At 71.4% G+C, this 23169-nt stretch carries 28 protein-coding genes; 17 read left to right on the top strand and 11 right to left on the bottom strand.

What is annotated here, in order from left to right:
* Positions 1-95: 95 nt before the first annotated feature.
* The 5 genes from ACZ6BG_RS38620 to ACZ6BG_RS38640 form a co-directional block, all read right to left on the bottom strand.
* Positions 96-1511: a HAMP domain-containing sensor histidine kinase gene (locus ACZ6BG_RS38620; RefSeq protein WP_469010948.1), complete on the bottom strand. Its 1416-nt coding sequence runs from the start codon at positions 1509-1511 to the stop codon at positions 96-98.
* Positions 1508-2269, bottom strand: a complete 762-nt coding sequence (locus tag ACZ6BG_RS38625; protein WP_469010950.1) for a response regulator transcription factor — start codon at positions 2267-2269, stop codon at positions 1508-1510. Before ACZ6BG_RS38625 ends, ACZ6BG_RS38620 begins: the two co-directional genes overlap by 4 nt.
* 265 nt (positions 2270-2534) lie before the next feature.
* Positions 2535-3623, bottom strand: coding sequence for a S1C family serine protease (locus ACZ6BG_RS38630; RefSeq protein ID WP_469010952.1), 1089 nt, complete (start codon positions 3621-3623; stop codon positions 2535-2537).
* Positions 3624-3877: 254 nt separating this feature from the next.
* Positions 3878-4921 carry a LacI family DNA-binding transcriptional regulator gene (locus ACZ6BG_RS38635; RefSeq protein ID WP_469010954.1) on the bottom strand — a complete coding sequence of 348 codons (1044 nt, stop codon included), beginning with the start codon at positions 4919-4921 and terminating at the stop codon, positions 3878-3880.
* A 23-nt stretch (positions 4922-4944) separates the two neighbouring features.
* Complete coding sequence (locus ACZ6BG_RS38640) at positions 4945-5790, bottom strand: response regulator transcription factor (protein WP_469010956.1); 846 nt, start codon at positions 5788-5790, stop codon at positions 4945-4947.
* A 305-nt stretch (positions 5791-6095) separates the two neighbouring features.
* On the opposite strand from ACZ6BG_RS38640, the gene ACZ6BG_RS38645 reads away from it, so the two are divergent.
* The 7 genes from ACZ6BG_RS38645 to ACZ6BG_RS38675 all read left to right on the top strand — a co-directional run bounded on the left by ACZ6BG_RS38645 (position 6096) and on the right by ACZ6BG_RS38675 (position 10969).
* Complete coding sequence (locus ACZ6BG_RS38645) at positions 6096-6941, top strand: alpha/beta hydrolase family protein (RefSeq protein WP_469010958.1); 846 nt, start codon at positions 6096-6098, stop codon at positions 6939-6941.
* Positions 6942-6961: 20 nt separating this feature from the next.
* Entirely contained in the window at positions 6962-7216 is a 255-nt protein-coding gene (locus ACZ6BG_RS38650) for a MoaD/ThiS family protein (protein WP_468461994.1), read from the top strand.
* 10 nt (positions 7217-7226) lie between these two features.
* Positions 7227-8468 carry a hypothetical protein gene (locus ACZ6BG_RS38655; protein WP_469010960.1) on the top strand — a complete coding sequence of 414 codons (1242 nt, stop codon included), beginning with the start codon at positions 7227-7229 and terminating at the stop codon, positions 8466-8468.
* Between the two features lie 129 nt (positions 8469-8597).
* Positions 8598-9350, top strand: a complete 753-nt coding sequence (locus tag ACZ6BG_RS38660) for an LmeA family phospholipid-binding protein (RefSeq protein WP_469010963.1) — start codon at positions 8598-8600, stop codon at positions 9348-9350.
* A 203-nt stretch (positions 9351-9553) separates the two neighbouring features.
* On the top strand, positions 9554-9634 hold the full coding sequence (locus tag ACZ6BG_RS38665) for a putative leader peptide (RefSeq protein WP_352321565.1): 81 nt from the start codon (positions 9554-9556) through the stop codon (positions 9632-9634).
* 169 nt (positions 9635-9803) lie between these two features.
* Entirely contained in the window at positions 9804-10649 is an 846-nt protein-coding gene (locus ACZ6BG_RS38670; RefSeq protein WP_468461988.1) for a sulfurtransferase, read from the top strand.
* Positions 10650-10681: 32 nt separating this feature from the next.
* A complete protein-coding gene (locus tag ACZ6BG_RS38675; protein ID WP_030362227.1) occupies positions 10682-10969 on the top strand; it encodes a DUF1416 domain-containing protein in 288 nt (95 codons plus the stop codon).
* Between the two features lie 62 nt (positions 10970-11031).
* Here the strand turns inward: ACZ6BG_RS38675 and ACZ6BG_RS38680 are convergent, their stop codons facing one another.
* Positions 11032-11289, bottom strand: a complete 258-nt coding sequence (locus ACZ6BG_RS38680; RefSeq protein ID WP_469010965.1) for a DUF3099 domain-containing protein — start codon at positions 11287-11289, stop codon at positions 11032-11034.
* 239 nt (positions 11290-11528) lie between these two features.
* Between ACZ6BG_RS38680 and ACZ6BG_RS38685 the strand changes: the two genes are divergently transcribed.
* The 3 genes from ACZ6BG_RS38685 to ygfZ are packed head-to-tail and all read left to right on the top strand — an operon-like array spanning position 11529 to position 13643.
* Entirely contained in the window at positions 11529-12116 is a 588-nt protein-coding gene (locus tag ACZ6BG_RS38685; protein WP_469010967.1) for a heme-binding beta-barrel domain-containing protein, read from the top strand.
* A gap of 50 nt (positions 12117-12166) precedes the next feature.
* Entirely contained in the window at positions 12167-12643 is a 477-nt protein-coding gene (locus ACZ6BG_RS38690; RefSeq protein WP_469010969.1) for a Fur family transcriptional regulator, read from the top strand.
* 34 nt (positions 12644-12677) lie between these two features.
* Positions 12678-13643, top strand: coding sequence for a CAF17-like 4Fe-4S cluster assembly/insertion protein YgfZ (gene ygfZ, locus ACZ6BG_RS38695; protein WP_469010971.1), 966 nt, complete (start codon positions 12678-12680; stop codon positions 13641-13643).
* Positions 13644-13682: 39 nt separating this feature from the next.
* Here ygfZ and dtd read toward each other — a convergent pair whose 3' ends face one another.
* Positions 13683-14108, bottom strand: a complete 426-nt coding sequence (gene dtd / locus ACZ6BG_RS38700) for a D-aminoacyl-tRNA deacylase (protein WP_469010975.1) — start codon at positions 14106-14108, stop codon at positions 13683-13685.
* 353 nt (positions 14109-14461) lie between these two features.
* Between dtd and ACZ6BG_RS38705 the strand changes: the two genes are divergently transcribed.
* Both ACZ6BG_RS38705 and ACZ6BG_RS38710 read left to right on the top strand, forming a co-directional pair.
* Positions 14462-15103 carry an RsiG family protein gene (locus ACZ6BG_RS38705; RefSeq protein ID WP_469010977.1) on the top strand — a complete coding sequence of 214 codons (642 nt, stop codon included), beginning with the start codon at positions 14462-14464 and terminating at the stop codon, positions 15101-15103.
* 218 nt (positions 15104-15321) lie between these two features.
* Positions 15322-16305, top strand: a complete 984-nt coding sequence (locus tag ACZ6BG_RS38710) for an asparaginase (RefSeq protein WP_468461976.1) — start codon at positions 15322-15324, stop codon at positions 16303-16305.
* A gap of 218 nt (positions 16306-16523) precedes the next feature.
* Here ACZ6BG_RS38710 and ACZ6BG_RS38715 read toward each other — a convergent pair whose 3' ends face one another.
* Positions 16524-16709: a hypothetical protein gene (locus ACZ6BG_RS38715; protein WP_469010979.1), complete on the bottom strand. Its 186-nt coding sequence runs from the start codon at positions 16707-16709 to the stop codon at positions 16524-16526.
* A 280-nt stretch (positions 16710-16989) separates the two neighbouring features.
* On the opposite strand from ACZ6BG_RS38715, the gene ACZ6BG_RS38720 reads away from it, so the two are divergent.
* A complete protein-coding gene (locus ACZ6BG_RS38720) occupies positions 16990-17853 on the top strand; it encodes a winged helix-turn-helix domain-containing protein (protein ID WP_469011016.1) in 864 nt (287 codons plus the stop codon).
* A 77-nt stretch (positions 17854-17930) separates the two neighbouring features.
* On the opposite strand, the gene ACZ6BG_RS38725 is transcribed toward ACZ6BG_RS38720, so the two are convergent.
* Positions 17931-18119 carry a hypothetical protein gene (locus tag ACZ6BG_RS38725; protein WP_469010981.1) on the bottom strand — a complete coding sequence of 63 codons (189 nt, stop codon included), beginning with the start codon at positions 18117-18119 and terminating at the stop codon, positions 17931-17933.
* A 151-nt stretch (positions 18120-18270) separates the two neighbouring features.
* Between ACZ6BG_RS38725 and ACZ6BG_RS38730 the strand changes: the two genes are divergently transcribed.
* The 4 genes from ACZ6BG_RS38730 (at position 18271) to ACZ6BG_RS38745 (ending at position 22168) form a co-directional block, all read left to right on the top strand.
* The gene (locus ACZ6BG_RS38730) at positions 18271-19155 is read left to right on the top strand and encodes a winged helix-turn-helix domain-containing protein (protein ID WP_469010984.1); all 885 of its coding nucleotides are present in this window, start codon (positions 18271-18273) and stop codon (positions 19153-19155) included.
* Positions 19156-19200: 45 nt separating this feature from the next.
* The gene (locus ACZ6BG_RS38735; RefSeq protein ID WP_469010986.1) at positions 19201-19908 is read left to right on the top strand and encodes an HAD family hydrolase; all 708 of its coding nucleotides are present in this window, start codon (positions 19201-19203) and stop codon (positions 19906-19908) included.
* Between the two features lie 167 nt (positions 19909-20075).
* Complete coding sequence (locus ACZ6BG_RS38740) at positions 20076-21224, top strand: phosphotransferase family protein (protein WP_469010989.1); 1149 nt, start codon at positions 20076-20078, stop codon at positions 21222-21224.
* 101 nt (positions 21225-21325) lie between these two features.
* Positions 21326-22168: an ATP/GTP-binding protein gene (locus tag ACZ6BG_RS38745; protein WP_469010990.1), complete on the top strand. Its 843-nt coding sequence runs from the start codon at positions 21326-21328 to the stop codon at positions 22166-22168.
* Here the strand turns inward: ACZ6BG_RS38745 and ACZ6BG_RS38750 are convergent.
* Both ACZ6BG_RS38750 and ACZ6BG_RS38755 read right to left on the bottom strand, forming a co-directional pair.
* A complete protein-coding gene (locus ACZ6BG_RS38750; protein ID WP_469010994.1) occupies positions 22149-22286 on the bottom strand; it encodes a hypothetical protein in 138 nt (45 codons plus the stop codon). The two genes, ACZ6BG_RS38745 and ACZ6BG_RS38750, sit on opposite strands and share 20 nt — an antisense overlap.
* A gap of 47 nt (positions 22287-22333) precedes the next feature.
* Positions 22334-23116 (bottom strand): TetR/AcrR family transcriptional regulator, encoded by a 783-nt coding sequence (locus ACZ6BG_RS38755; RefSeq protein ID WP_469010997.1) that lies wholly within the window; start codon positions 23114-23116, stop codon positions 22334-22336.
* Positions 23117-23169 lie beyond the last annotated feature (53 nt).

The following is a 23169-nucleotide window of genomic DNA, read 5'->3' on the forward strand; positions in this document are numbered from 1 at the left end:
TGCAAGACGCAACGTCTCGTTGGAGTGTCGCAGGCCGTCGGCGCCGGTTCGCGGCCGACGAACAGAGGCGGCTCGGGCCGACGATCAGAGCCGGTTCACGGCGCCGCGGGCGGCGGCGTCCCCGCCCCCGGCAGCCGCAGCCTGGCCACCGTGCCGCCGCCGTCCGCGGGCCCGAGCGCGACCTCGCCGCCCGCCTGCCGCACGGTCCGCGCCACGATGGACAGGCCGAGCCCGGAGCCGGGCAGGCTGCGGGCGGTGGGGGAGCGCCAGAAGCGGTCGAAGACGTAGGGCAGTTCGTCGGCGGGGATGCCGGGCCCGTGGTCCCGCACCGTCAACTCGCCTCCCTTGAGCCCGACTTCGATGGCCGTGCCCGCCGGGCCGAACTTCACCGCGTTGTCGAGGACGTTCACGATGGCCCGCTCCAGGGCCGCGGGCTCCGCCCGTACGAACCACGGGGTGAGGTCGGCCTCGAAGGTCAGCTCGGGGCCGCGCAGCCGGGCCCGCTCCAGGGCCGCGTCCACGATCTCGTGCAGGGCGACCACCTGCACCTTGCCGCCGCCCTGGGCCGCGTCGGGGCGGGACAGCTCCTGGAGGTCGCCGATGAGGGCGGCCAGCTCGGTCATCTGTGCCTTGACGGAGGCGAGGAGCGCGCGGCGGTCGTCGGGCGGGATGGCCCGCCCGGTCTCCTCGCTCCGGGCGAGCAGCTCGATGTTGGTGCGCAGCGAGGTGAGCGGCGTCCGCAGCTCGTGTCCCGCGTCGGCGATGAGCTGCTGCTGGAGGTCACGGGACGAGGCCAGGGCGGAGGTCATCGCGTTGAAGGACCGGGAGAGCCGGGCGATCTCGTCGTCGCTGTCGTCGTCGGCGGGCAGTCGCAGGTTCAGGTCCTCGGTGCGGGCGACGTGCTCGACGGCGGCGGTGAGTTCGTCGACGGGGCGCAGGCCGGTGCGGGCCACCCAGAGCCCGGCGGCACCCGCGCCGAGGACGCCCACACCGGCGACGAGGGAGAGGACGAGGACGAGGTTGTTGAGGGTGTCGTTGACCTCGTCGAGGGGGCGGGCCACGGAGACGGCGAGGGAGGTGCCCTGCAAGGGGTAGGTGAAGACCCGGTACTTGACGCCGTTGGCCGCGTGGGTGTCGTGGTACGTCTGCGGCGACTCCTGGCGGGCGACGGCGAGGTCGGACTCCTTGATGTCGATCTTCTGCCGCCCCATGATGACGCAGCTCGCGCCGTTCGCGAAGACGACCTGGATGGTCTGCTTGTACAGGTCCGGGTTGCTGGGGAAGGTACGCAGACACCGCCCGCCCTGGACGTCGATCTGCTCGATGACGTCGGAATCCGCCGGACGGTTGCTCCGCAGCGCGTCGTCCAACGAGCTGACCAGCACGTTCCGTACGACGAACCAGCACGCCACCGCCGCCGCCGCGACGGCCACGGCGACCGCCGTGGCGACGAGCAGGGCGAGCCGGGAGCGCAGCGGGAGCGCGCGGAAGCGGCGGACGAACCGGTTCACACGCCGCCGCCGGATCCCGAGGCGTCGGCCCGCAGCACGTACCCCACTCCCCGCACCGTGTGCACGAGCCGCGGCTCGCCCCCGGCCTCCGTCTTGCGGCGCAGGTACATCACGTACACGTCCAGGGAGTTGGACGACGGCTCGAAGTCGAAGCCCCACACCGCCTTCAGGATCTGCTCGCGCGTCAGGACCTGGCGGGGGTGCGCCAGGAACATCTCCAGGAGCGTGAACTCCGTACGGGTCAGCTCCACCGTGCGCGTTCCGCGGGTCACCTCGCGCGTAGCCAGGTCCATGCGGAGGTCGGCGAAGGCCAGGCCCTCGTCCTCCGTCGCGGTCCGGTCCGACGCCGTCGCGTAGGTGCTGCGGCGCAGCAGGGCGCGGATGCGGGCGAACAGTTCGTCCAGCTCGAACGGCTTGACCAGGTAGTCGTCCGCCCCCGCGTCCAGGCCCGTCACCCGGTCGCCGACCGTGTCCCGCGCGGTCAGCATCAGGATCGGCGTCGTCGAACCGGCCGACCGCAGCCTGCGCGCGGCCGTCAGGCCGTCCATCCGGGGCATCTGGATGTCCAGTACGACCAGGTCGGGGTGGTAGGCCGCGGCCTTCTCCAGCGCGTCGGCGCCGTCCACGGCGACCTCCGTGCCGTAGCCCTCGAACGCGAGGCTGCGTTGCAGGGCCTCGCGCACGGCCGGCTCGTCGTCCACGATCAGGATGCGCTGCTGCGGGTGCGGGTACTCACGATCGCCTTCGGCGGGGCTCATGGAGGGTTCGGCTCTCTGGTGGGTGGCGGACGGGGGCGGTCGGTATCAGCGTCGCATGGGGGGTGGGGGTGGGCCCTGCGGGGCATTCCCCGACTCCGCCCCTTCCCGATGCCGGGGCTCCGCCCCAGACCCCGCGCCTCAAACGCCGGAGGGGCTGGAATCAGCCCGTCCGGCGTTTGAGGACGAGGCGCGGAGCGCCGATACGGGGTCCGGGGCGGAGCCCCGGTTCCGGGAAGGGGCGGGACTGGGGAATGCCCCGCAGGGCTCACCCCTCCGCCCCGGCCCGCAGCTTCCCGAGATCCCCCTTCACCGTGTTGATGGGAATCGCGAACCCGAGCCCCACACTCCCCGACTCGGACCCGCCCCCGGCCCCCGACCCGGAACCCGCCGAGTACATGGCCGAGTTGATCCCGACGATGTTCCCGTCCATGTCGATGAGCGCACCCCCGGAGTTCCCGGGGTTGAGCGACGCGTCGGTCTGCAACGCCTTGTACGTCGTCTTCGAAGACCCCGTGTCCCCGTTGAACTGCTCCCCGCCGAACTCGAACGGCCACCCCCCACCGGGCTGCTGCCCCTGACCCTGCCCCCGCCCGGGATCGGCGGAGACGGTCACGTCCCGGTCGAGCGCGGAGACGATGCCGCTGGTGACGGTCCCGGTCAGCCCCTCGGGCGAGCCGATGGCAACGACTTCCTGCCCGACCTGTACGTCGTCGGAGTCACCGAGGTTCGCGGCCTTCAGCCCGGACGCCCCCTCCAGCTTGATCAGCGCGAGGTCCTTCTTGCTGTCGGTGCCGACGGTCCTGGCCTTGTAGGTCTTGCCGTCGCTGGTCCGGACGGTGATGTCGGTGGCGCCGGAGATGACGTGGTTGTTGGTGACGATCTCGCCGTCGGAGGTGATGATCACGCCGGACCCGGTGGACTTGCCGGAGCCGGTGGTGGCGTTGATCTCGACGATGCTGGGGGAGACGGCGGCGGCGACCCCGGCGACGGTGCCCTTGCTGCCGGCGGAGACGCTGGTCCCGTTGATGTTCCGCGCGCCCCCGCTGCCGCTGTCGTCACCGGTCAGCGTCTGGAAGGCGTACGCGGTGCCACCACCGACGGCCGCGGCGGCGAGGGCGACGGCGGCGAGGAGGGCGACGGGCCCTCGGGCTCGCCGGTTGGCCCGACCGGGAGCCGGGACGGGACCCGGGACGGGACCCGGACCTGGACCCGGGACGGGACCCGGACCCGGGACGGGGCCCGAGGCCGAGCCCTGGGCCGAGAACGCGTCCGGCGCGGGCGCGCCCGGCGCCTGGGGCGGGTCGAAGGAGGGCGGAGGCGGGTACTCGCCGTGCTGGCGGAAGGGTTCTGTCATGTCTTCGATCGTGTGCCCCGCACATGAGAGCCCCCTGAGGACGCCCTGAGAACCCCACCAGAACCGCGTTCGCCCGATATAAAGCCCACCCGGAGGAGCCCGCCCAACACAGGCACCCGGCAGGGGCGCCCCTTCCCGGGGAAACCCGGAACCCTGGCACCTCAGCACCCCCGGAACCCTGGCACCTCAGCACCCCCGGAACCCTGGCACCTCAGCACCCCCGGGACCTCAGCACCCCCGGCACCCCCAGGCCCCTAAAGATCAGCCGCGGCCGCAGGCCCGCATCCGCACGACTGCCGCACCACGAGCCGCGAGGGAAACACCTTCAGCCGCTCCCGCCGCGACCCGGCCACCCGCAGCCCGTCGTCGAGGACCAGGTCGACCGCCGCGCGGGCCATCGCCGGGCGGTCGGAGGCGACCGTGGTGAGGGGCGGGTCGGTGAGCCCGGCCTCCTTGACGTCGTCGAATCCGGCGACGGCCAGTTCGCCGGGCACGTCGATGCGCAGCTCGCGGGCGGCCCGCAGGACGCCGATGGCCTGGTCGTCCGTGGAGCAGAAGATCGCGGTGGGGCGGTCGGGACGGGAGAGGAAGCCGAGGGCGAGCTGGTAGGCGTCGTAGCGGTTGTAGGGGGCCTCGAAGAGTCGGCCCTCGACCGGGAGACCGGCCTCGCGCATGGCGCGCCGCCAGCCCTCGACGTGGTCGGAGACGGGGTCGCCGACGGTCGGGGTCTCGGCGGTGCCGCCGACGCAGGCCACGTACGCGTGGCCGTGTTCGAGCAGGTGCCGGGTGGCGAGCTGGGCGCCGCCGACGTCGTCCGTGACGACGGCGACGTCGTCGATGGCCTCCGGGCGCTCGTGCAGGAGCACCACGCGCGCGTCCCAGGCGTCGATCTCGGCGGCGGCCTGGTCGGTCAGGCCGTGGCTGACGAGGATCAGGCCGGAGACCCGCATGCCGAGGAAGGCGCGCAGATAGTGCGTCTCACGTTCTTCGACGTAGTCGGAGTTGCCGACGAGCACCATTTTTCCGCGCTCGGACGCGGCCTGCTCGACGGCGTGGGTCATCTCCGCGAAGAACGGCTGCCGCGCGTCCGGCACGATCATGCCTATGAGGTCCGTGCGCCGGGACGCCATGGCCTGGGCGACCCGGTCCGGGCGGTAGCCCAGCTCCTTGATCGCGGCGAGTACGCGCTCGCGCGTGGCCGGGGCGACCGGCCGGGGTCCGTTGTTGATGACGTAGCTCACGACCGCGGTCGAAGTACCCGCCAGTCGCGCCACATCGTCCCGCGTCACCTTGGCCACGCGCGCAGTCTACGCGGATGGACTCAACCCTGAGCAGGGCGTGCGACGGCTTCCTTCGCCCGTTCGGCGGCTGCCTGCGGCGCCCGCCCCGCGGCGGGCTTCGCGGCGCCCGCCCTGGCGCCGTCGGAGTCGCCCGTGCGCGCCGTCCGCTCCGGCTTCTCCGCGGTGTCCCGCGCCGCCTTCTCGGCCCGCTCGGGCTTCTCGGGGACGACGAAGCGGTAGCCGACGTTGCGCACGGTGCCGATCAGCGACTCGTGCTCGACGCCGAGCTTGGCCCGCAGCCGGCGTACGTGCACGTCGACCGTCCGCGTACCGCCGAAGTAGTCGTAGCCCCAGACTTCCTGAAGCAGCTGGGCGCGGGTGAAGACCCGGCCCGGGTGCTGTGCGAGGTACTTGATCAGCTCGAACTCCTTGAAGGTCAGGTCGAGGACCCGGCCCTTCAGCTTCGCGCTGTACGTCGCCTCGTCCACGGACAGGTCGCCGCCCCTGATCTCCATGGGGGAGTCGTCGGCGGTGATCTGCTGGCGCCCCATGGCCAGGCGCAGGCGCGCCTCGACCTCGGCGGGGCCCGCCGTGTCCAGGAGCACGTCGTCGATGCCCCAGTCCGCGGTGACGGCGGCGAGGCCGCCCTCGGTGACGACCAGGATCAGCGGACAGCCGGGGCCGGTGGAGCGCAGGAGCTGGCAGAGGCTGCGGACCTGGGGCAGGTCGCGCCGCCCGTCGATCAGGATGACGTCGGCACCGGGGGTGTCGACGAGCGCCGGGCCCTCGGCGGGGGCCACCCGCACCTGGTGAAGGAGCAGGCCGAGGGCGGGAAGCACCTCCGTCGACGGCTGGAGGGCGTTGGTCAGGAGCAGCAGAGAACTCATCGCGGCCCACCTGCCTGGGTCGTCCGCCGGTTCTTCTGACTGTCGTGCACGTTTCGCTCGCCCATTACGTCGGTTCCTCCTCGGTCCCTGCGAGGACGTATGGCACTGCTTCGTACGTATGGCTCTCGTATGGCACTGCTTCGTACGGTTGATACACCTCCCGCGCCCTGGGAAGTGGCCGTGCGCGCCGTTCTTGAGGCTTCGTTTACGGGGCCTTGGTGAGCCTCGTGCGCGAGTCCGCCGGAAAGCACGAAAGGACCCGGGGGCTGCGCTGCCCGGATCCTCTGCGCAGCAGAATAGCCCACATGAGTTCCGGTCCGGCAGGTCAAACGGCGCGATCTTCTGTGCAGCCGATCACTCGCGTTCAACCGCGCGCCACGTCGCGTTCCACGCTCCTCACCTCGGACGGGGTGCGGATCGAAGCCGCGTACGACCCCGGTCCCGGGCCGGTCGGCGGGCCCGCGATCGTGCTCGCGCACGGCTTCACGGGGGACCTGGGGCGACCGCACGTGCGCCGGGCCGCGACGGTGTTCGCGCAGCGTGCGGCCGTGATCACGTTCTCGTTCCGGGGGCACGGCGGGTCCGGCGGGCGCTCCACGGTCGGCGACCGCGAGGTGCTCGACCTCGCGGCGGCCGTGGCGTGGGCGCGCTCGCTCGGGCACGCGCGCGTGGTCACGGTCGGTTTCTCCATGGGCGGCTCCGTGGTGCTGCGGCACGCCGCGCTGCACGGGGGGCGCACGGAAGCGCGCGTCGACGCGGTCGTGTCGGTGAGCGCACCGGCCCGGTGGTTCTACCGGGGTACGGCGCCGATGCGGCGGCTGCACTGGGTGGTGACGCGGCGGGCGGGGCGGCTCGTCGGGCGGCTCGGTCTGCGCACCCGGATCCACCCGCACGAGTGGGACCCCGTCCCGCCCTCGCCGACGGAGTCCGTGCCGCTCATCGCGCCGACCCCGCTCCTGATCGTGCACGGCGACCAGGACCCGTACTTCCCCGTCGACCACCCCCGGATGCTGGCCGCCGCCGCGGGCGGGGCGGCCGAGCTGTGGCTGGAACCCGGCATGGGGCACGCGGAGCACGCGGCGGACGACGAACTCCTTGGGCGGATCGGCGCCTGGGCCACGGCATCATGGACGTCGGCAACCGCCGAGTGACTTGAGCGAAAGGAGGGGGCATGGCATCCGGGACGATTCGGTACTGGGCCGCCGCCAAGGCCGCCGCGGGGATCGCCGAGGAGCCGTACGCCGAGGCCACGCTGGCCGAGGCGCTCAGCGCGGCCCGTGCGCGACACCCCGGAGAACTCGACCGCGTGCTGCGGCGCTGCTCGTTCCTCATCGACGGCGACCCCGTCGGTACCCGCGCCCATGAGACGGTACGGCTTGCCGAGGGCGGCACGGTCGAGGTGCTCCCGCCGTTCGCAGGAGGATGACCCGTACGCGATGAGCAACGAACCGTACGACCCTTATCAGCAGTACCCACAGCAGCCGCACCCGCAGGCCCAGCCCCAGCAGTACCAGGGCCAGCAGCCGTACGACCCGCAGTACGGGCAGTACCCGCAGGAGCCCGCCGCCCAGCAGGGGTATCCGCAGGGGCAGGGCGAGTGGGGGTATCAGGAGCCCTACGCGCAGCAGCAGTACGCCACGCAGCAGTGGGAGGGGCAGACCTGGGAGACCCAGGTGTCGGCCCCGCTGCCCGCCGTCGACGTGACCGAGACCGCGTACCTGCCGCCCCAGGCCTACGCGGAGCCGCCGCAGGCGTACCAGGCGCAGCCCTACCAGGCCCAGGCGTCCGAGCCGGACTACCCGGGGTCGCACCAGCCCGAGCCCGAAGTCGGCCCTGAACCCGTGGTCAGCCCCGAGGCCGGAGTCACCCCCGAGCCCGACACCGCCGGATACGGCCCCGCCACCGTCACCGGCAACCCCCGCATCACCGACGCCCAGCGGGCCCGGGCCGAGGGGCGGTCGCCGATCATAGAGCCGGGGATGCAGCCCGCCCTGCTCACGGCGCTGCTCGGGCTGCTGCTCGCCGGGGGCGCCGCGGCGGGGCAGTACGGGCTGCTCGTACCGCTGGTGATCCTGCAGGGTGTGACGGCCGCCGGATGGTTCCGGCTGAACGGGATGTGGCCCGCCCGGCAGGGCATCGCGCTCGCGTTCCTCGGCGGTGTCGCCGCCGACGTCGCGCTGCTCGCCACCGGCGAGGGCAACGCCCCGGCCGCGATCCTCGGCACCCTCGGCGTGTGGGTGCTGCTGGTCCTCGTCCTGCAACTGCGCAGCCGCGCCGGTGCCGACGAGCGGATGTACGGCCTGATGGCCACCCTCGCCTCCAGCGCGCTCGCGATCATCGCGGCCGGGCACCTGGCCGCCGTGGACGACGCCGCGACCGTCGGCGGGGTCGCCGTCGCCGGGGCCGTGCTGGCCCGCGCGCTGCCGCTGCCGACGCCCGTGTCGGTGGTCGTGGCGCTGCTCGCGGCGGCCGGAGCGGGCATCGCGGTCGGCGGAGCGACGGACTTCGGCAGCGAGGGCGCCCTGCTCGGGCTCGCCGCGGGCGTCTGTGCCGTGATCGGGCACCGGGTCGCCTCCTACGACTACCCGTCGCGGTTCGTGCACTTCACGGCCGGTGTCGCACTGCCGCTCGCGGCCGCCGCGCCCGCCGTGTACCTGCTGGGGCGCGCCCTCGGCTGAGTCCGGGCGGGAGCCGCCCGCAGCGTCACAGTCGATCGACAGGTCCCCGGCCGGGCACAGCGGCCGGGGATCCGTCCTTTAGGCTCGCGGCAACGGAACAGCCGAGGCGGGGGACGGGGAACAGCAGGCATGAGCAAGCGCGCGATACGCATTCTTCTGATCGTCGTGGTGGTCCTCGGGGGCCTCTTCGTCGCCGCCGACCGGTTCGCGGTGTCCTTCGCGGAGAGCGAGGCGGCGGAGAAGATCAAGGCGCAGGAGGGCCTGAGCAGCACGCCCGACGTGTCCATCAAGGGCTTCCCGTTCCTCACCCAGGTCCTGAGCGGCAAGCTCGACGACGTCGAGATCGGCATCAAGGACTACGACGCCAAGTCCGACGGCGACACCATCCGCATCGCGAACCTCAACGCCACCGCGCACGGCCTCGACTTCTCCAGCGACTACAGCTCCGCCACCGCCGACTCCGCCGCGGGCGTCGCCCGGATCTCCTACGACGAGCTCCTGAAGGCCGCCAAGGCCGAGCCGGTGAAGCTGCCGCTCGGCGCCACCGGCGAGGTCGTCGGCCTCTCCGACGGCGGCGACGGCAAGGTCAAGGTCGAGGTCGAGGTCAGCAAGGGCGGCACGAAGCTCCCCAAGCCCGTGCACGTGCTCAGCTCCCTGAGCGTCGAGGGCGACACGATCAAGGTGCACGCCGACACGATCCCGGACAGTCTCGAAGTGCTCGGCGTGAAGATCCCGCTGCCCGAGGGCATCGCCCGCGACATCACCGACTTCGAGGAGAAGGTCACCGACCTGCCGGGCGGCATCAAGCTCGACACCGTGCAGGCGGCCCCCGACGGCGTGGACGTGGCCGTGAAGGGCGAGAACGTGGACCTGGTGTCCTGAGCCGTCGCCCCGGTAGTTGTCCGTAGTACGAGACGCGGGCGTCCGTCCCTCAGATGGTGGGCGGGCGCCCGCGGTGCGTCCCAGGCCCGGCGGACCCCGGCGACCGGCCGGAAAGCATCCACCTGACCACATCCTGGACGAAAACGTCTCAGTATCCGACACGCCGGTGACACGGCCACCCCTGCGTCCCTACGATCGGACGCATGCACCGACAGGCGGACCTCACGAAGCGGCGGGCAGTGGACCTGTGTCGCGTCGCCGCCATGCTCTGTCGCACTCTCTGAACCGGACTCCCGACTCCGGTGTTCCCCGGGCCTGTTGACCCCCTCACGGTCACCAGCGCCACCCGTGCCGTATGACCGGCGCCTCCCCGCGTACCCATACGCGCACTTCCCCGCGCAACCCGCGTCATCCCCGCCGCAACTGCCCCGAACTGCCCCGGAGGAGAACAGCATGAGCCGCAGCGACGTCCTGGTAGACGCCGACTGGGTCGAGGCCCACATCGACGACCCGAAGGTCGTGATCGTCGAGGTGGACGAGGACACCTCGGCGTACGACAAGAACCACATCAAGAACGCCATCCGGATCGACTGGACCAAGGACCTCCAGGACCCGGTCCGCCGTGACTTCATCGACCAGGAGGGCTTCGAGAAGCTGCTCTCCGCCAAGGGCATCGCGAACGACTCCACCGTCGTCCTCTACGGCGGCAACAACAACTGGTTCGCCTCCTACGCCTTCTGGTACTTCAAGCTCTACGGCCACCAGGACGTGAAGCTCCTCGACGGCGGCCGCAAGAAGTGGGAGCTGGACTCCCGCGACCTGGTCGACGGAGCGCAGGTGCCGCAGCGCGCCGCCACGTCGTACCGGGCCAAGGCCCAGGACACCTCGATCCGCGCCTTCCGTGACGACGTCGTCGCCGCGATCGGCTCGAAGAACCTCGTCGACGTCCGCTCGCCCGACGAGTTCTCCGGCAAGCTGCTCGCCCCGGCCCACCTCCCGCAGGAGCAGTCGCAGCGCCCCGGCCACGTGCCGAGCGCCCGCAACATCCCGTGGTCGAAGAACGCCAACGACGACGGCACCTTCAAGTCCGACGACGAGCTGAAGGCCCTCTACGAGGACGAGCAGGTCGACCTCGCGAAGGACACCATCGCGTACTGCCGCATCGGTGAGCGCTCCGCCCTGACCTGGTTCGTCCTGCACGAGCTGCTCGGCCAGGAGAACGTCAAGAACTACGACGGCTCCTGGACCGAGTACGGCTCCCTCGTGGGCGTGCCGATCGAGCTCGGCGCCAACAAGTAAGCCCCGACCTTCCCCCATCCCCAGGAGTACCCATGTGTGGAGCCAAGGCCGGCGGCCCTGACGCCTCGACGATCAAGCCCGGTGAGACCACCATCCAGGGCCAGGTGACCCGCGACGGCGAGCCCGTCACCGGTTACGTCCGCCTGCTGGACTCGACCGGCGAGTTCACCGCGGAGGTGCCCACCTCCGCCACGGGACAGTTCCGCTTCTACGCGGCCGAGGGCACGTGGACCGTACGGGCCCTGGTGCCCGGCGGCTCGGCGGACCGCACGGTCGTCGCGCAGACGGGCGGCCTCGCGGAGGTCGCGATCGCTGTCTGAGCAAGCGGGCCGACGGGCCGCACCCAGGGGTTGGACGCCACGGGGTGCGGCCCTCGGTCGTGCTACCGGCGGCGTCTGCCGTCGAGCTCGTCCCACCACTCGTCGGACTTCGGGTCCCCCGAGGGGTCGTCCCACCAGCGGTCCTCGGGACCGCGCCGGTTCGCCACCATGGCGGCCACCGGGGGGATCACCATCGCCACGACGCACATCCCGACGGCGACCGGAATCGACCACAGCCGCACAACACCCCAGGCCAGGACGAACAGGGCCAGGCACGTGCCCATCATGGCGAAGTACACATGGCGCCTTCGCGCGTACATACGTCCAGCGTACGGCCGACCTCGCAGAGAGGGGCAGGGCGCGCACGGCTAGAGTGGGATGCGGCTCTGTACCGCCCTACATACCGCTCACCAAGGAGCTTCCGTGCTTGAGGCCTTCTTCTCCGCTCTCCTTGTCCTGGTCTGCGTCGGCGTCCTCGCCTTCGCGGGTCTGACCGTGAAGAAGCTGTACCAGGGCCAGCGCTGACCGCACCCCCCACCGAGAGACTCCTGAGCACCCCATGATCGAGATCCCGTCCGACCTGCACCGCGACCTCGTCCCCCTCGCCTGGCTCCTGGGCAACTGGGCCGGCGCGGGCGTCACCGACTTCCCCGGCTCCGCCAAGGCGAATTTCGGCCAGGAAGTCTCCTTCTCGCACGACGGGCGGGACTTCCTGGAGTACCAGTCGCACACCTGGGTGCTCGACGCCGAAGGCAACAAGGTCGAGCCGCTGGAGTCCGAGTCGGGCTTCTGGCGCATCTCCGCCGAAGGTGACAAAGGCCCCCGCAAGGTCGAGGTCGTCATGGTCCGCCAGGACGGCGTCGTCGAGGTCTGGTACGGCGAGCTGGCCGACCAGAAGCCGCAGATCGACCTGGCCACCGACGCCGTGGCCCGCACGGCCGCCTCCGGCCCGTACAGCGGCGGCAAGCGTCTTTACGGCTATGTGAAGGGCGACCTGATGTGGGTCGGCGAGAAGCAGACGCCCGAGGTGCCGCTGCGGCCGTACATGTCCGCGCAGCTCAAGAAGGTCGTCTCGCCCGAGGACGTCGCCGAGATGGCACGCAGCCTCGGCGACCTGCCCGACGACGGGATCGCCTTCTTCAAGTAGGCCTTCTCCCTTGAAGTAGGTCATCTCCGAGTGGGCCTACACTGCGGAGTGTGGCGAGCACCGACTCCGACTGGAAGAGCGACCTGCGGCAGCGCGGATACCGCCTGACGCCGCAGCGCCAGCTCGTGCTCGAAGCCGTGGACACACTGGAGCACGCGACCCCCGACGACATCCTCTCCGAGGTCCGCAAGACGGCGTCGGGGGTCAACATCTCCACCGTCTACCGCACCCTGGAGCTCCTGGAGGAGCTGGGCCTGGTCAGCCACGCCCACCTCGGCCACGGCGCCCCCACGTACCACCTCGCGGACCGCCACCACCACATCCACCTGGTGTGCCGGGACTGTACGCACGTCATCGAGGCCGACCTGGACGTGGCCGCCGAGTTCACCGCGAAGCTGCGGGGGATGTTCGGGTTCGACACGGACATGAAGCACTTCGCGATCTTCGGGCGCTGCGAGAAGTGCGCCGCGGCCGGCGCTGCCGCCGGCTCCGTCGATCCGGAACAGGTCGACCGGGCCGCGGAATAAGCTCCCCGGTCCTCGGGTCGTAGTCTTTGTGAACATGAAGAGCCCCCTGCTTTCGCTGCCCGGCGCCGTCCCCGCCGAGGGCGTGGACGAAGGTGTCGCCGCCCACTACGGCGACCTGTTCCGCGAGCAGCGTGCCCTCGCCGACGGCACCGGACTCGTCGACCTCTCCCACCGCGGCGTCGTCACCGTCACCGGTGCCGACCGGCTGAGCTGGCTGCATCTGCTGCTCACCCAGCACGTCAGCGAACTGCCCGCGGGGCGGGCCACCGAAGCGCTGATCCTCTCCGCGAACGGGCACATCGAGCACGCGCTCTACCTCGTCGACGACGGCGAGACGATGTGGGCGCACGTCGAGCCCGGCACGCAGGACGCGCTCATCGCGTACCTGGAGAGCATGAAGTTCTTCTACCGCGTCGAGGTCGCCGACCGCACCGCCGACATCGCCGTGGTGCACCTGCCCGCCGGGTCCATCGCGGCCGTCCCCGACGGCGCCGCCGTCCGTGAGACGCCGCACGGCCGGGACGTCTTCCTGCCCCGCGCGGACCTCTCCTCCTACGCCGAGGCGCACGGGCCCGTCGCCGGGCTCCTCGCCTACGAGGCGCTCCGTGTCGAGCACCACCGGCCGCGGCTCGCCTTCGAGACCGACCACCGGACCATTCCGCACGAGCTGGGCTGGATCGGCAGCGCCGTCCACCTCCAGAAGGGGTGCTATCGCGGGCAGGAGACCGTCGCCCGCGTCCAGAACCTCGGCAAGCCGCCGCGGCGCCTCGTCTTCCTCCACCTCGACGGCAGCGAGGTGCACCTGCCGGTGCACGGTACGCCCCTCCACCTCGCCGCGGACGGGCCCGAGGGCCGCAAACTCGGCTTCATCACCACGTCCGTACGCCACCACGAGCTCGGTCCCATCGCCCTCGCCCTCATCAAGCGCAACGTCCCCGTCGACGCGGAGCTCCTGGCCGGTACGACGGCCGCCGCACAGGAAACAGTGGTCGAACCCTGACCTCGGGTCCGGGGTGCCCCGGCGGCACGGTGGAGCGGGTCAGACGTCCAGGAGGACGGTGAAGGGGCCGTCGTTGGTGAGGCCCACGCGCATGTGGGCGCCGAAGCGGCCCGTGGACACCGTGGCGCCGAGGGCGCGGAGCCGGGAGACCACTTCGTCGACGAGCGGCTCGGCCACGTCGCCCGGGGCGGCCGCGTTCCAGGTGGGGCGACGGCCCTTGCGCGCGTCGCCGTAGAGGGTGAACTGGCTGATCACGAGGAGCGGCGCGTCGACGTCCGAGCAGGACTTCTCGTCCGCGAGGATCCGCAAGGACCAGAGCTTGCGGGCGAGCTGCCCGGCCTTCTCCTTCGTGTCGGAGTGCGTGACACCGACCAGCACGCACAGCCCTTCACCGACGATCTCCCCGACCGTCTCCCCGTCCACGACGACACTCGCGCCGTCCACTCTCTGCACCACCGCACGCATGGCGCCCATCATGCCCTGCGCGCATGCGCCGTCCGCGCGCCGGTCCAGAACCCCCCATCCGGGGCCGATTGGGGGCACTCACGCACAGAGCGACCACTCGGGGTGGCACGATGCTCACACGCGGTGTACCGCGCCGGCTGAGGGGACGGTAGAGCCACATGAGCACACCCAGTACGCCCAGTACGCCCAGCACGCCATGGTCGCCCGGGGCGTCATGGCCGTCGGGGGCGAGACACCCGGGCGGGACGGCAGGGATGGGCGGGACAGCGGGCATGGGCGGGACAGTGGGGGCAGCAGGGGCAGCAGGGGCAGTGGGAGCAGCAGGGACAGCAGGGGCAGTGGGGATGGTGGGCATGGCCGGGGCCGCCGAGGCGGGCGGCGCGGGCAGTGCGGGCGGTGCGGCGGGCATCGGCGGCACCCACGTCCCGCGCCCCCCGGTCCAGCGCACCGACAGCCCCGTCCTGCCCGACGTACCCGCGCACGACCTGACCGCCCTGCGCCTGCCTGAGCTGCGCGAGCTGCGCCGCTCCACGCAGCAGGACGAGGCGGATCTGAGCTACGTACGACGGCTGCTGCAGGGCCGTATCGACATCCTGCGGGCGGAGACGGCGCGCCGCAGGGTTCCGCGTGCGGCGGGCCGGGGCCCGGAGGCCGCCACCGGGGCGGAGTCGCCTCTGGTCGTGGACCGGCTCCCGGAGATCCTCACGGACGGCCCGGCCCGGCACCGCTCGTCGGCCCGCCATGTGACGCTCGGCACCCCGCACAGCGAGGAGTACCGGCGCCTGGCCGCCGAGATGCTCGCCGATGTGGAGCTGTCCGACCTGGCAGCCCGCACGGACGAGGAGCTGCACGCGGCGATGGGCCGTCTCGTCCGTTATGAACAGCAGGTTTCCCGGCGGCGTCAGGAGATGCAGCGGACGACGGACGATTGCAGTGCGGAGATCGCCCGCAGGTACCGTGAAGGAGAAGCACAAGTAGACGACCTGCTCGCGTGACCTGCCGGCCCCGGTGGGCACCGCCGCCCCGCCGGGCCCGGTGACCCCGCAGGACCCGGTGGCCGCCGTCGGCCGTGGTCCCGGTGGACGTCCGCGTGCGGCGCCCGCCGAGATCCCGTGATCGTGGTGGACGCCGTGTCCGGTACGGCCGCCGTGATCCTCGGGTCCGGCGTTCCCGTGGGCGGTCCGTCACACCGCCCGCACCCGGAAGGCCGAAGATGCCGAAGACGACGCCGCCGTCCGCCGTCACCAGTTCCCCCGTCATACCCCCGGTCCTCGCCGAGGTCGTCCGGTCGGGCTTCGTCGAGGGCCACCACCGCGGCAGCCTCGTGCTGCTCGGGGCCGACGGCGACGTGCAGCTCGCGCTCGGCGATGTGACGGCCCCCGTCTTCCCGCGCTCCACCAACAAGCCGATGCAGGCGGCGGCGGTGCTGCGGGCCGGTCTCGACCTGTCCGGCGAGCGCCTGGCCCTGGCCGCCGCCAGCCACTCCGGAGAAACGTTCCACCGGGATCTCGTACTGAAGATGCTGGCCGAGCACGGGCTGACCCCCGCCGAGCTGCAGTGCCCCGCCGATCTGCCGCTGGACCCCGAGGAGGCCGAGACGTACCTGGCCTCGGGCGCCGTCCGCGACCGGGTCACGATGAACTGCTCCGGCAAGCACGCCGCGATGCTCGCCGTCTGCGCCCTGAACGGCTGGCCCAAGGAGAGCTACCTCGACCCCGGGCACCCCCTCCAGCGCCTGATCCACGACGGCATCGAGGCGGCCGCGGGCGAGCCCGTCGCCGCCGTCGGCACGGACGGCTGCGGCGCGCCCCTGATGGCCATCTCCCTGACCGGCCTCGCCCGCGCCTACCGGCACTTCGTCCTCGCCCCCGAGGGCAGCCCCGAGCGCCGGGTCGCCGACGCCATGCGGGCCCACCCCGAGTACGTCGCCGGGACCCGGCGTCCCGACACCTGGCTGATGCGGGAGGTGCCCGGCGCGCTGTCGAAGATGGGCGCCGAGGCCGTCCAGGCGGTCGCCCTTCCCGACGGCCGGGCCCTCGCCTTCAAGATCGACGACGGCTCGACGCGGGTACTCGGCCCGGTCCTGGCCCGCGCCCTGCGCCTGCTCGGCACCGACGCCCCGATCCTGGACCGGATCGGCAGGGCGCCGCTGCTCGGGGCGGGGCGCGAGGTGGGGGAGATCCGGGCGGTGATCTGAGGCCGGGCGGCGGTTGTCCTGGTACGGGCGCGCGCCCTCCTGAACGGTTCGACGGGGTGGTCCACAACGATGTGGACCACCCCGCCGCTTCTTCGGGGCGCGGGCCTGGCGTTGGCGGGGCCTTGAGTGGGCCCGTGCCCCGGGTGTGACGGCTGACCGAACTCCCGGCTCCCCTCCGGATGAGAGCTCGGTCAGCCCGACTGGCGGGCCGGGCCGGTTCAGCCCGACTGGGCGAGCAGCAGCACGAGGATCAGCGCCCCGATGCCGCCCGCGGTGGTGTTCTTGGCCTTGATCCCGACGGTGAGCAGGACGAAGGCGATGATGCCCATCGGCCCGTATTTCCACTGGATGGCCTGCTCGAATCCAATGGCGAGGGCGGCGATGACGACGGCGATGAACGGCATGACGGTCCCCCTTCTGGTACAGGGGCGGCGGGCCCCTTAGCCGGCTGCCAACTGGTCGACCCGAACGCCGGGTTCGGCTCCCGGCGGCCTGGGCTGGTGGCCAACCCCCCGAAGAGTCTGACCATTTCGCCCAAGTTGGCTACCAACTCCACCTGAGTTATCTCCGCGATGGCGCGTCTCATAACCACCTTCTCAGCAACTCCCCAAAGATGGCGAGAAGTTGTACGGTTTGGTTGTGAGCCCGGACGAGGCCGCCGTCAACGAGCGGAAGAGGCCGACCATGACTCCGCACCGCTCGCATCACGAGGTGGCGGACGAGCTGCGCGACCGGATCAGGTCCGGGCGGCTGCGGCCCGGACAGCGCATGCCCACGCAGGCGGAGCTTGCGGTGGAGTTCGGCGTGGAGCGCGGTGCCGTACGCCAGGCGCTGCGCATCCTGCAGAGCGAGCAGTTGCTCGCCAACGTTTCCAAGGGCAGTCCCGCCACGGTCGCGGCCCCGTCCGGGCCGCGCCCCGACACGGTCCGGCCCGAACCCACGATGGTCGGCCTGGCCCCGCGCATCGCCGCGGCCTTCCAGGCGCCGCACGTGGAGATCGACGCGCTGTGCCTCACCTCCATCTCGCTGACGATGGCGATCGGCGAACCACTGCGGCAGATCCACGCCGGACAGCTGAAACCGGCCAAGGTCGATGTGCGGGTGCTGCTGCCGAGCCGCGACATCGACCTCGCCTTCCCCGCTCCGGTGGAGGGCGAGGACGAGGGCGGCCATGTGCACCGCCGCTGGCTCGACCAGCGCAACGCGCAGGGGCAGGTCCTGCGCCACAACCTGCGGACGCTGCGGACGACGCACGGGATCGACGTACGGGTGGAGTTCCGCGCCCTGCCCTTCACCCCGCCGGTCAAGCTCTACCTGCTCAACGGCTCCGAGGCGCTGTTCGCGTACTACACCCTCACCCAGCGCCGGGAGGAGATCGGCCAGGAGTCCCTGGAGATGTGGGACGCGCAGGGAACGCAGTCGATGCTGTTTCCGTTCCACTCGGGGGACGGGCTGCGTGACACGACGTTCGTGGAGCAGTCCCACCTGTGGTTCAACGCGCTCTGGGAGACGATCAGCCAGGACCTGAAGCTGAACCCCGGTCCGTAGGGCGGACGGCGCACGCCGCGCGTGGCGTCTGGCGCGTCCGCGCGGGCCCGGACCGGCGGTTCAGCCCTCGGTCCTGGTCACAGTGCGGGGCCCGTCACCATCAGGGCGAGCACGACCGCCCCGATGGAGCTGCAGGTGGAGTTCTTCGCCTTGACACCCACGGTCAGCAGCAGCAGACCGATGATGCCGAGGGTTCCGTACTTCCACTGCACGACCTGTTCGATGGTGACGGCGAACACGGCTGCGAGGAGGGCTATGGCGGGCATGATGGTTCCCCCTTCTGCCATCTCGGGCGAGTTGGCAACCAACTCATTGAAGTTGTCCCCACTTGGTAACCCTTCATAAACAACTTTCGGTCAACTCCCCTGAGATGGTGCACAGTTGTATCGTCTCGTCGTGACCAAGGAGAGCGGTGCAGTGAACGGCAGCAGAAAGACCTCACCCCAGGACATCGCCGACGCCCTGCGCGACCGCATCCGCACCGGCACCCTCAAAGCAGGCGACCGCCTCCCCACCCAGGCCCAGATCGCCCAGGAGTTCGGCGTGGAACGCGGCACGGTGCGCCAGGCGCTCCTCTCGCTGCAGCGGGACGGGTTGCTGAACCACATCAGCAGGGGGAGTCCGCCTCGGGTGGCGGGGGCGGGGGTGGCGGCCGGGGCGCCGGGGGCGCAGCCGGAGCCGCAGCCGTCGATGGTGGCGTTGCAGCCGCGCCTGGTGGAGGCGTTCCGGCAGCCGCACGTGCGGATCGACACGGTCTCGTACACGGCGGAGACCCTGATGAACGCAGTCACCGAGCCGATCCGCCAGATCCACCAGGGCCAACTCCGTCCGGAGTCCATCGACGTCCGCATCCTGCTGCCCAGCAGCGACATCTCCCTGGCCTTCCCGGTGCCGGTCGAGGTCGAGGACGAGGGGGACCGGCAGCGGCTGCAACAGCGCTGGCTGGCACAGCGGAACGCGCAGGGGCAGGTCCTGCGGCACCACCTCACCTCGCTGAAGCAGTCGCACGACATCGACGTCCATGTCACGTTCCGCGCCCTGCCGCTGACGACCCCCGTCAAGCTCTATCTGCTCAACAAGTCCGAGGCGCTGCTCGCGTACTACACGCTGAAGTCCATGGAGGTGCCGCTGGACGGGGAAGCCGGTGAGAGCGTGCGCGCGTACGACGCCGGCGGACTGACCACGACCCTCTTCCCCTTCGTCGAGGGGGGCAGCGCACGTGACTCGGGCTTCGTGAAAGAGTCCCAGAAGTGGTTCGACGCCCTCTGGGAAACGATCACCACTGACCTGACACTCTCTTAGGTGACTCCTGATTCCACGCGACCCGAGGCGAGAGCGACCGAGCCAGTGACAGGTGCGACCGACGATCTGCGAGAACTCATCGACATCGCCCAGTACGTGCTCTTCGACTTCGACGGCCCCGTCTGCCGCCTCTTCGCCGGACGTTCCGCCGAGAAGGTCGCGGAGGAACAGGTGCGCTGGCTCGAGGAGCAAGGGCTGCACGGGCTGCTCGCCACAGGCGTGCGTGACGAACCCGATCCTTATGTCGTGCTGCGTGCCGTCGACCGGCGCCATCCCAGGAGCGATCTGGTGGTCGAGCTGGAGGCGCGGCTCACGTACGAGGAGCAGAAGGCGGTGATCTCCGCCTGGCCCACCGCCTACGCCGACGCGCTGATCCGCACCTGGTGGGCCACCGGCGCCCGGCTGGCCGTCGCCACGAACAACGCGCCAGGGCCGGTGGCCACCTACCTGACCGGCCGGGGGCTCATCGACTGCTTCGCGCCGCACATATACGGCCGTACGCAGAATCTGCGCCTGCTCAAGCCGGACCCGTACTGCGTCCAACGCGCCCTTCTCGCGATGGGCGCCGACCCGTCCCGCACCCTGATGATCGGCGACGCCGCCACGGACTACCTCGCCGCGCGCGCCGCGGGTGTGCACTTCCTCGGCTACGCCCGCAACGACCGCAAGATGCGCGTGCTCCGGGAAATCGGTGCCGAGCGAATAGTGACGTCGCTGAAGCCACTGCTCGACACGCTCAATGGTGAGACGTGACACGTGCCGCCACGGCGCCGGACTTCGCGGTGAATTCGTCCCCGACATATTCACCAGCGAGGAAAACGCGCAGTAATGACACAGGCGCGCAAGGTAAGTAAGTGCGAGCGTCCGCATACTGGTCAAGTGGTCAGGCGGGCGCCTTCGGGGCGATATCCTCTGCGCTCATGTCGCAACCTCTGTCCGGCAGAGCCGAATTGGCCCCGCCGGCCGCACTCGGCTGGCACGACCGGCTGATCCGCCGATGGGCCACCGCGCACCGTGAACGCCCTGATGGCGAGGTTGTCACTGGTTATCACAATAGTAACTACATCGTGCCGCTCGGCTGGCGCCTCGCGCTGTTGCTGCGGACGATGCCGTATCGCGCCCGGGTGAAGTGCCGTACGCCGCTGGCGGCCGCCGAGGTGGCGCCGCGCATCTGGCCCCGCGAGAGCGAACTGCTCGAGGTGGTCACCCGTCACCTGCCCGAAGTGCCGCGCTGTCTGGTGGACTTCGGTGACTGGTCGATGCACGCCTACCGCGCCGGGCGGCCGCTGACGGAGGTCGACGAGAGTGAACTCCACACCGACGAACTGATGGCGAGGCTCGCCGAGTTCTTCGCGAGCACCGCGGCCGTACCGGAGTCAGAACTTCCGCCGCGACCCGAAGGCTGGCCCAAGAGCGGCGATTCCGACGGGTTTCTCGCCTGGCTGATCGATTTCACCGAGGAGCGTGTGCACCGCGCCAACCGGCAGCGATTCGACGCGTTATTCGAGGACATCGGGATTCGACGGCACGCGATGACCGAGTTCAAGGAGCGGGCCCCGCGCCTGCACGAGCGCCCCTTCTGCCTTCTGCACACGGATGTCCACCGCGCCAATATCGTGATCGATCGTAAGGAAATCGCCGTAATCGACTGGGAGTTGGCCCTGTTCGGCGACCCCTTGCACGACCTCGCCACGCACCTTGTGCGGATGGACTACGACAAGGAACAGCACATTCGGATGCGGCAGCGATGGAAGGAGGCCATGACGGCGGCGGGCAAGGCCGAGCTGACCGTCGACCTCGACGTGGATCTGCCCGTCTATCTGGATTTCGAGTACGCCCAGTCCGTCTTCCCCGACGTCATGCGGGCCGCGCTCGCCCTGCCCGCGCGGGCACCGTCCGACGCCGACTTTGAGCAGGCCGCGGGCCGGGTCTGCCGGGCCCTGCTGCGGGCGGCCGAACCGCTGCGCCTGGAGAGGGTGCCGGACCGGGCTCACGCCGTCGAGGCCGTGCGGGCCTGGCACGCCGAGGTGCGCGGGCGGGAGGCGGCGCAGCCGAGTCCGGTCGCCTGACCGTCTCCCGGTCTTCCTGACGGGCCCGCCCGCGGGCACCATGAACCCTTGCGTGCTCGTGTCAACTACGCGGTGGGCGGGGGGACTTGATGAGTGGTCGGATGGCGTGGGGGTCCGGCTCCGAGGCCTGGGCGCGGGCGGAGTCCGCCATCACCAAGGCCCTGTTCCTCGCCGTGTTCGTCCTCGGCCTCCTCGCCCAGTTCGTCACCCCCATCGGCGACGCCCTGGAAGGCAAGGCCTACCTCGGCGGAGCCATCCTCAGCCTCGTCGGGTACGTGCTGTACAGCGAGGTGCGCGGGCTCAACGACGCGCTGCGGCCCGCTGTGCGGCGGGAGGTCGCGGCGAGTGAGCTGCGGGGGTTCTTCGGGGAGGCGCTGGGGCGGGCGGCGCCTCGGATCGACGCGATCGGGTTCACGGGGGAGACCGTCGTCAACGAGCTGGCGCGGTCGCTCGACGGGCTGCACGGCGCGGTCCGGCCGGAGGTGGCGGTGCGGATCCTGGTGCCGGACTTCACGCGGGAGATGGCGATACCGGGCATGCTCGACGCCGACGGCAAGGCGGCGGACGACCCCGACTTCCGGGGGGAGCTGCTGCGGCAGGTGCAGGGGTACGAGCGCGGCATGGAGGTTCTGGCCAGGCGGCTGCGGCACGACCGCAGGGGCGGGCTCGCGGTGGAGTTCCGGGTGCTGCACATCTCCCCGTTCGTGAAGTTCTGCCTCGTCGACAGCGAGCACCTCTTCGACGGCATCTACGACGCCGTCAAGGAGGAGCCGTCCCGGGACCGTCCGGGGCGGCAGATCCTCGACCTCATGGGGTACGACTCGCTGCTCACCCACTGGCACATCGACGGCGGCGCGGCGGCGCGCGAGAAGATCGTGCGCAGGCAGGAACTGTTCGAGACCCTGTGGCGCGTCGCCCGCCCCCTCACCCCACCCGCCTCCTGAACAGCAACCGGGAGCCGATGACCGGGGTGACCGGCTGGTGGTCGGAGGACGCGGTGAGCCAGGCCGGCATCGAGCCGGCGGGGACGAGGGCGCTGCTGGGGTGGGGCAGGAAGCTCACGAAGAAGGTGTAACCGTTCGCGTCCTCGGGGCGTCGGGGGGGCGGGGCTACGCGTACTGCGTGAGCCCCGAACTCAGCTGGTCGAAGGCCTGGTTCGCCGCGCGCACGGCGTCCGCGCGTATGTCCGCCACCGGCTCGCCCGCGGCCACGCGGCGCCAGTTCTCCAGGGCGAGGACCCGCTGTGCCGCGAGGATCTGGGCGGCGGCGAGGCGTGCGGCCAGGGGGGCGACGGGGGTCGGCTCGGCCGTCGGCTCCGGGGGCGGTCCGGGTGTCGGCCCGGCTGTCGGTCCCGGGGGCGGTCCGGGTGTCGGCCCGGCTGTCGGCCCGCCCAGTGCCTCCGCGAGGGCGCGCTCGGCCCGCTCCTGGTAGCCGTAGAGCCGTGCCACCAATGACGGCGTGCCGTACAGGAGTTGGTGGAAGGCCAGGACCTCGGGGGTGTCGTTGAGGCCGGTCACCGGGTCGTGCCGGGTCAGGCCCGCCAGGAAGTGGGCGCGCAGCGCGGCCAGCGGGGAGTGGCCCCGCGGGCGTCCGGCGACGACCCGTGCCGCCTCGTCCTCGTGGTCGGCGAACCGGTGCAGGACCAGGTCCTCCTTGGCCGGGAAGTACCGGAAGAGCGTCGGCTTGGAGATCTCCGCCGCCGCGGCCACCTCCGCGACCGACACCTTGTCGAAGCCGCGCTCCAGGAACAGCGCGATGGCCGCGTCGGAGACGGCCTCGTACGTCCGCCGCTTCTTGAGCTGCCGCAGGCCCACGGGCTGCGGGTTCTCCGGCTGTCGCGGGTCCACGGGAGCCTGGCGCGGGTCCGCGGGCCTCGTCACGTCGTCCGTCATGCACGGCAGCGTACCGCAGGGAGAGTCTCGGTCATAAATGTTACTCGGTAACG

Source organism: Streptomyces sp. NPDC041205 (assembly GCF_055591765.1).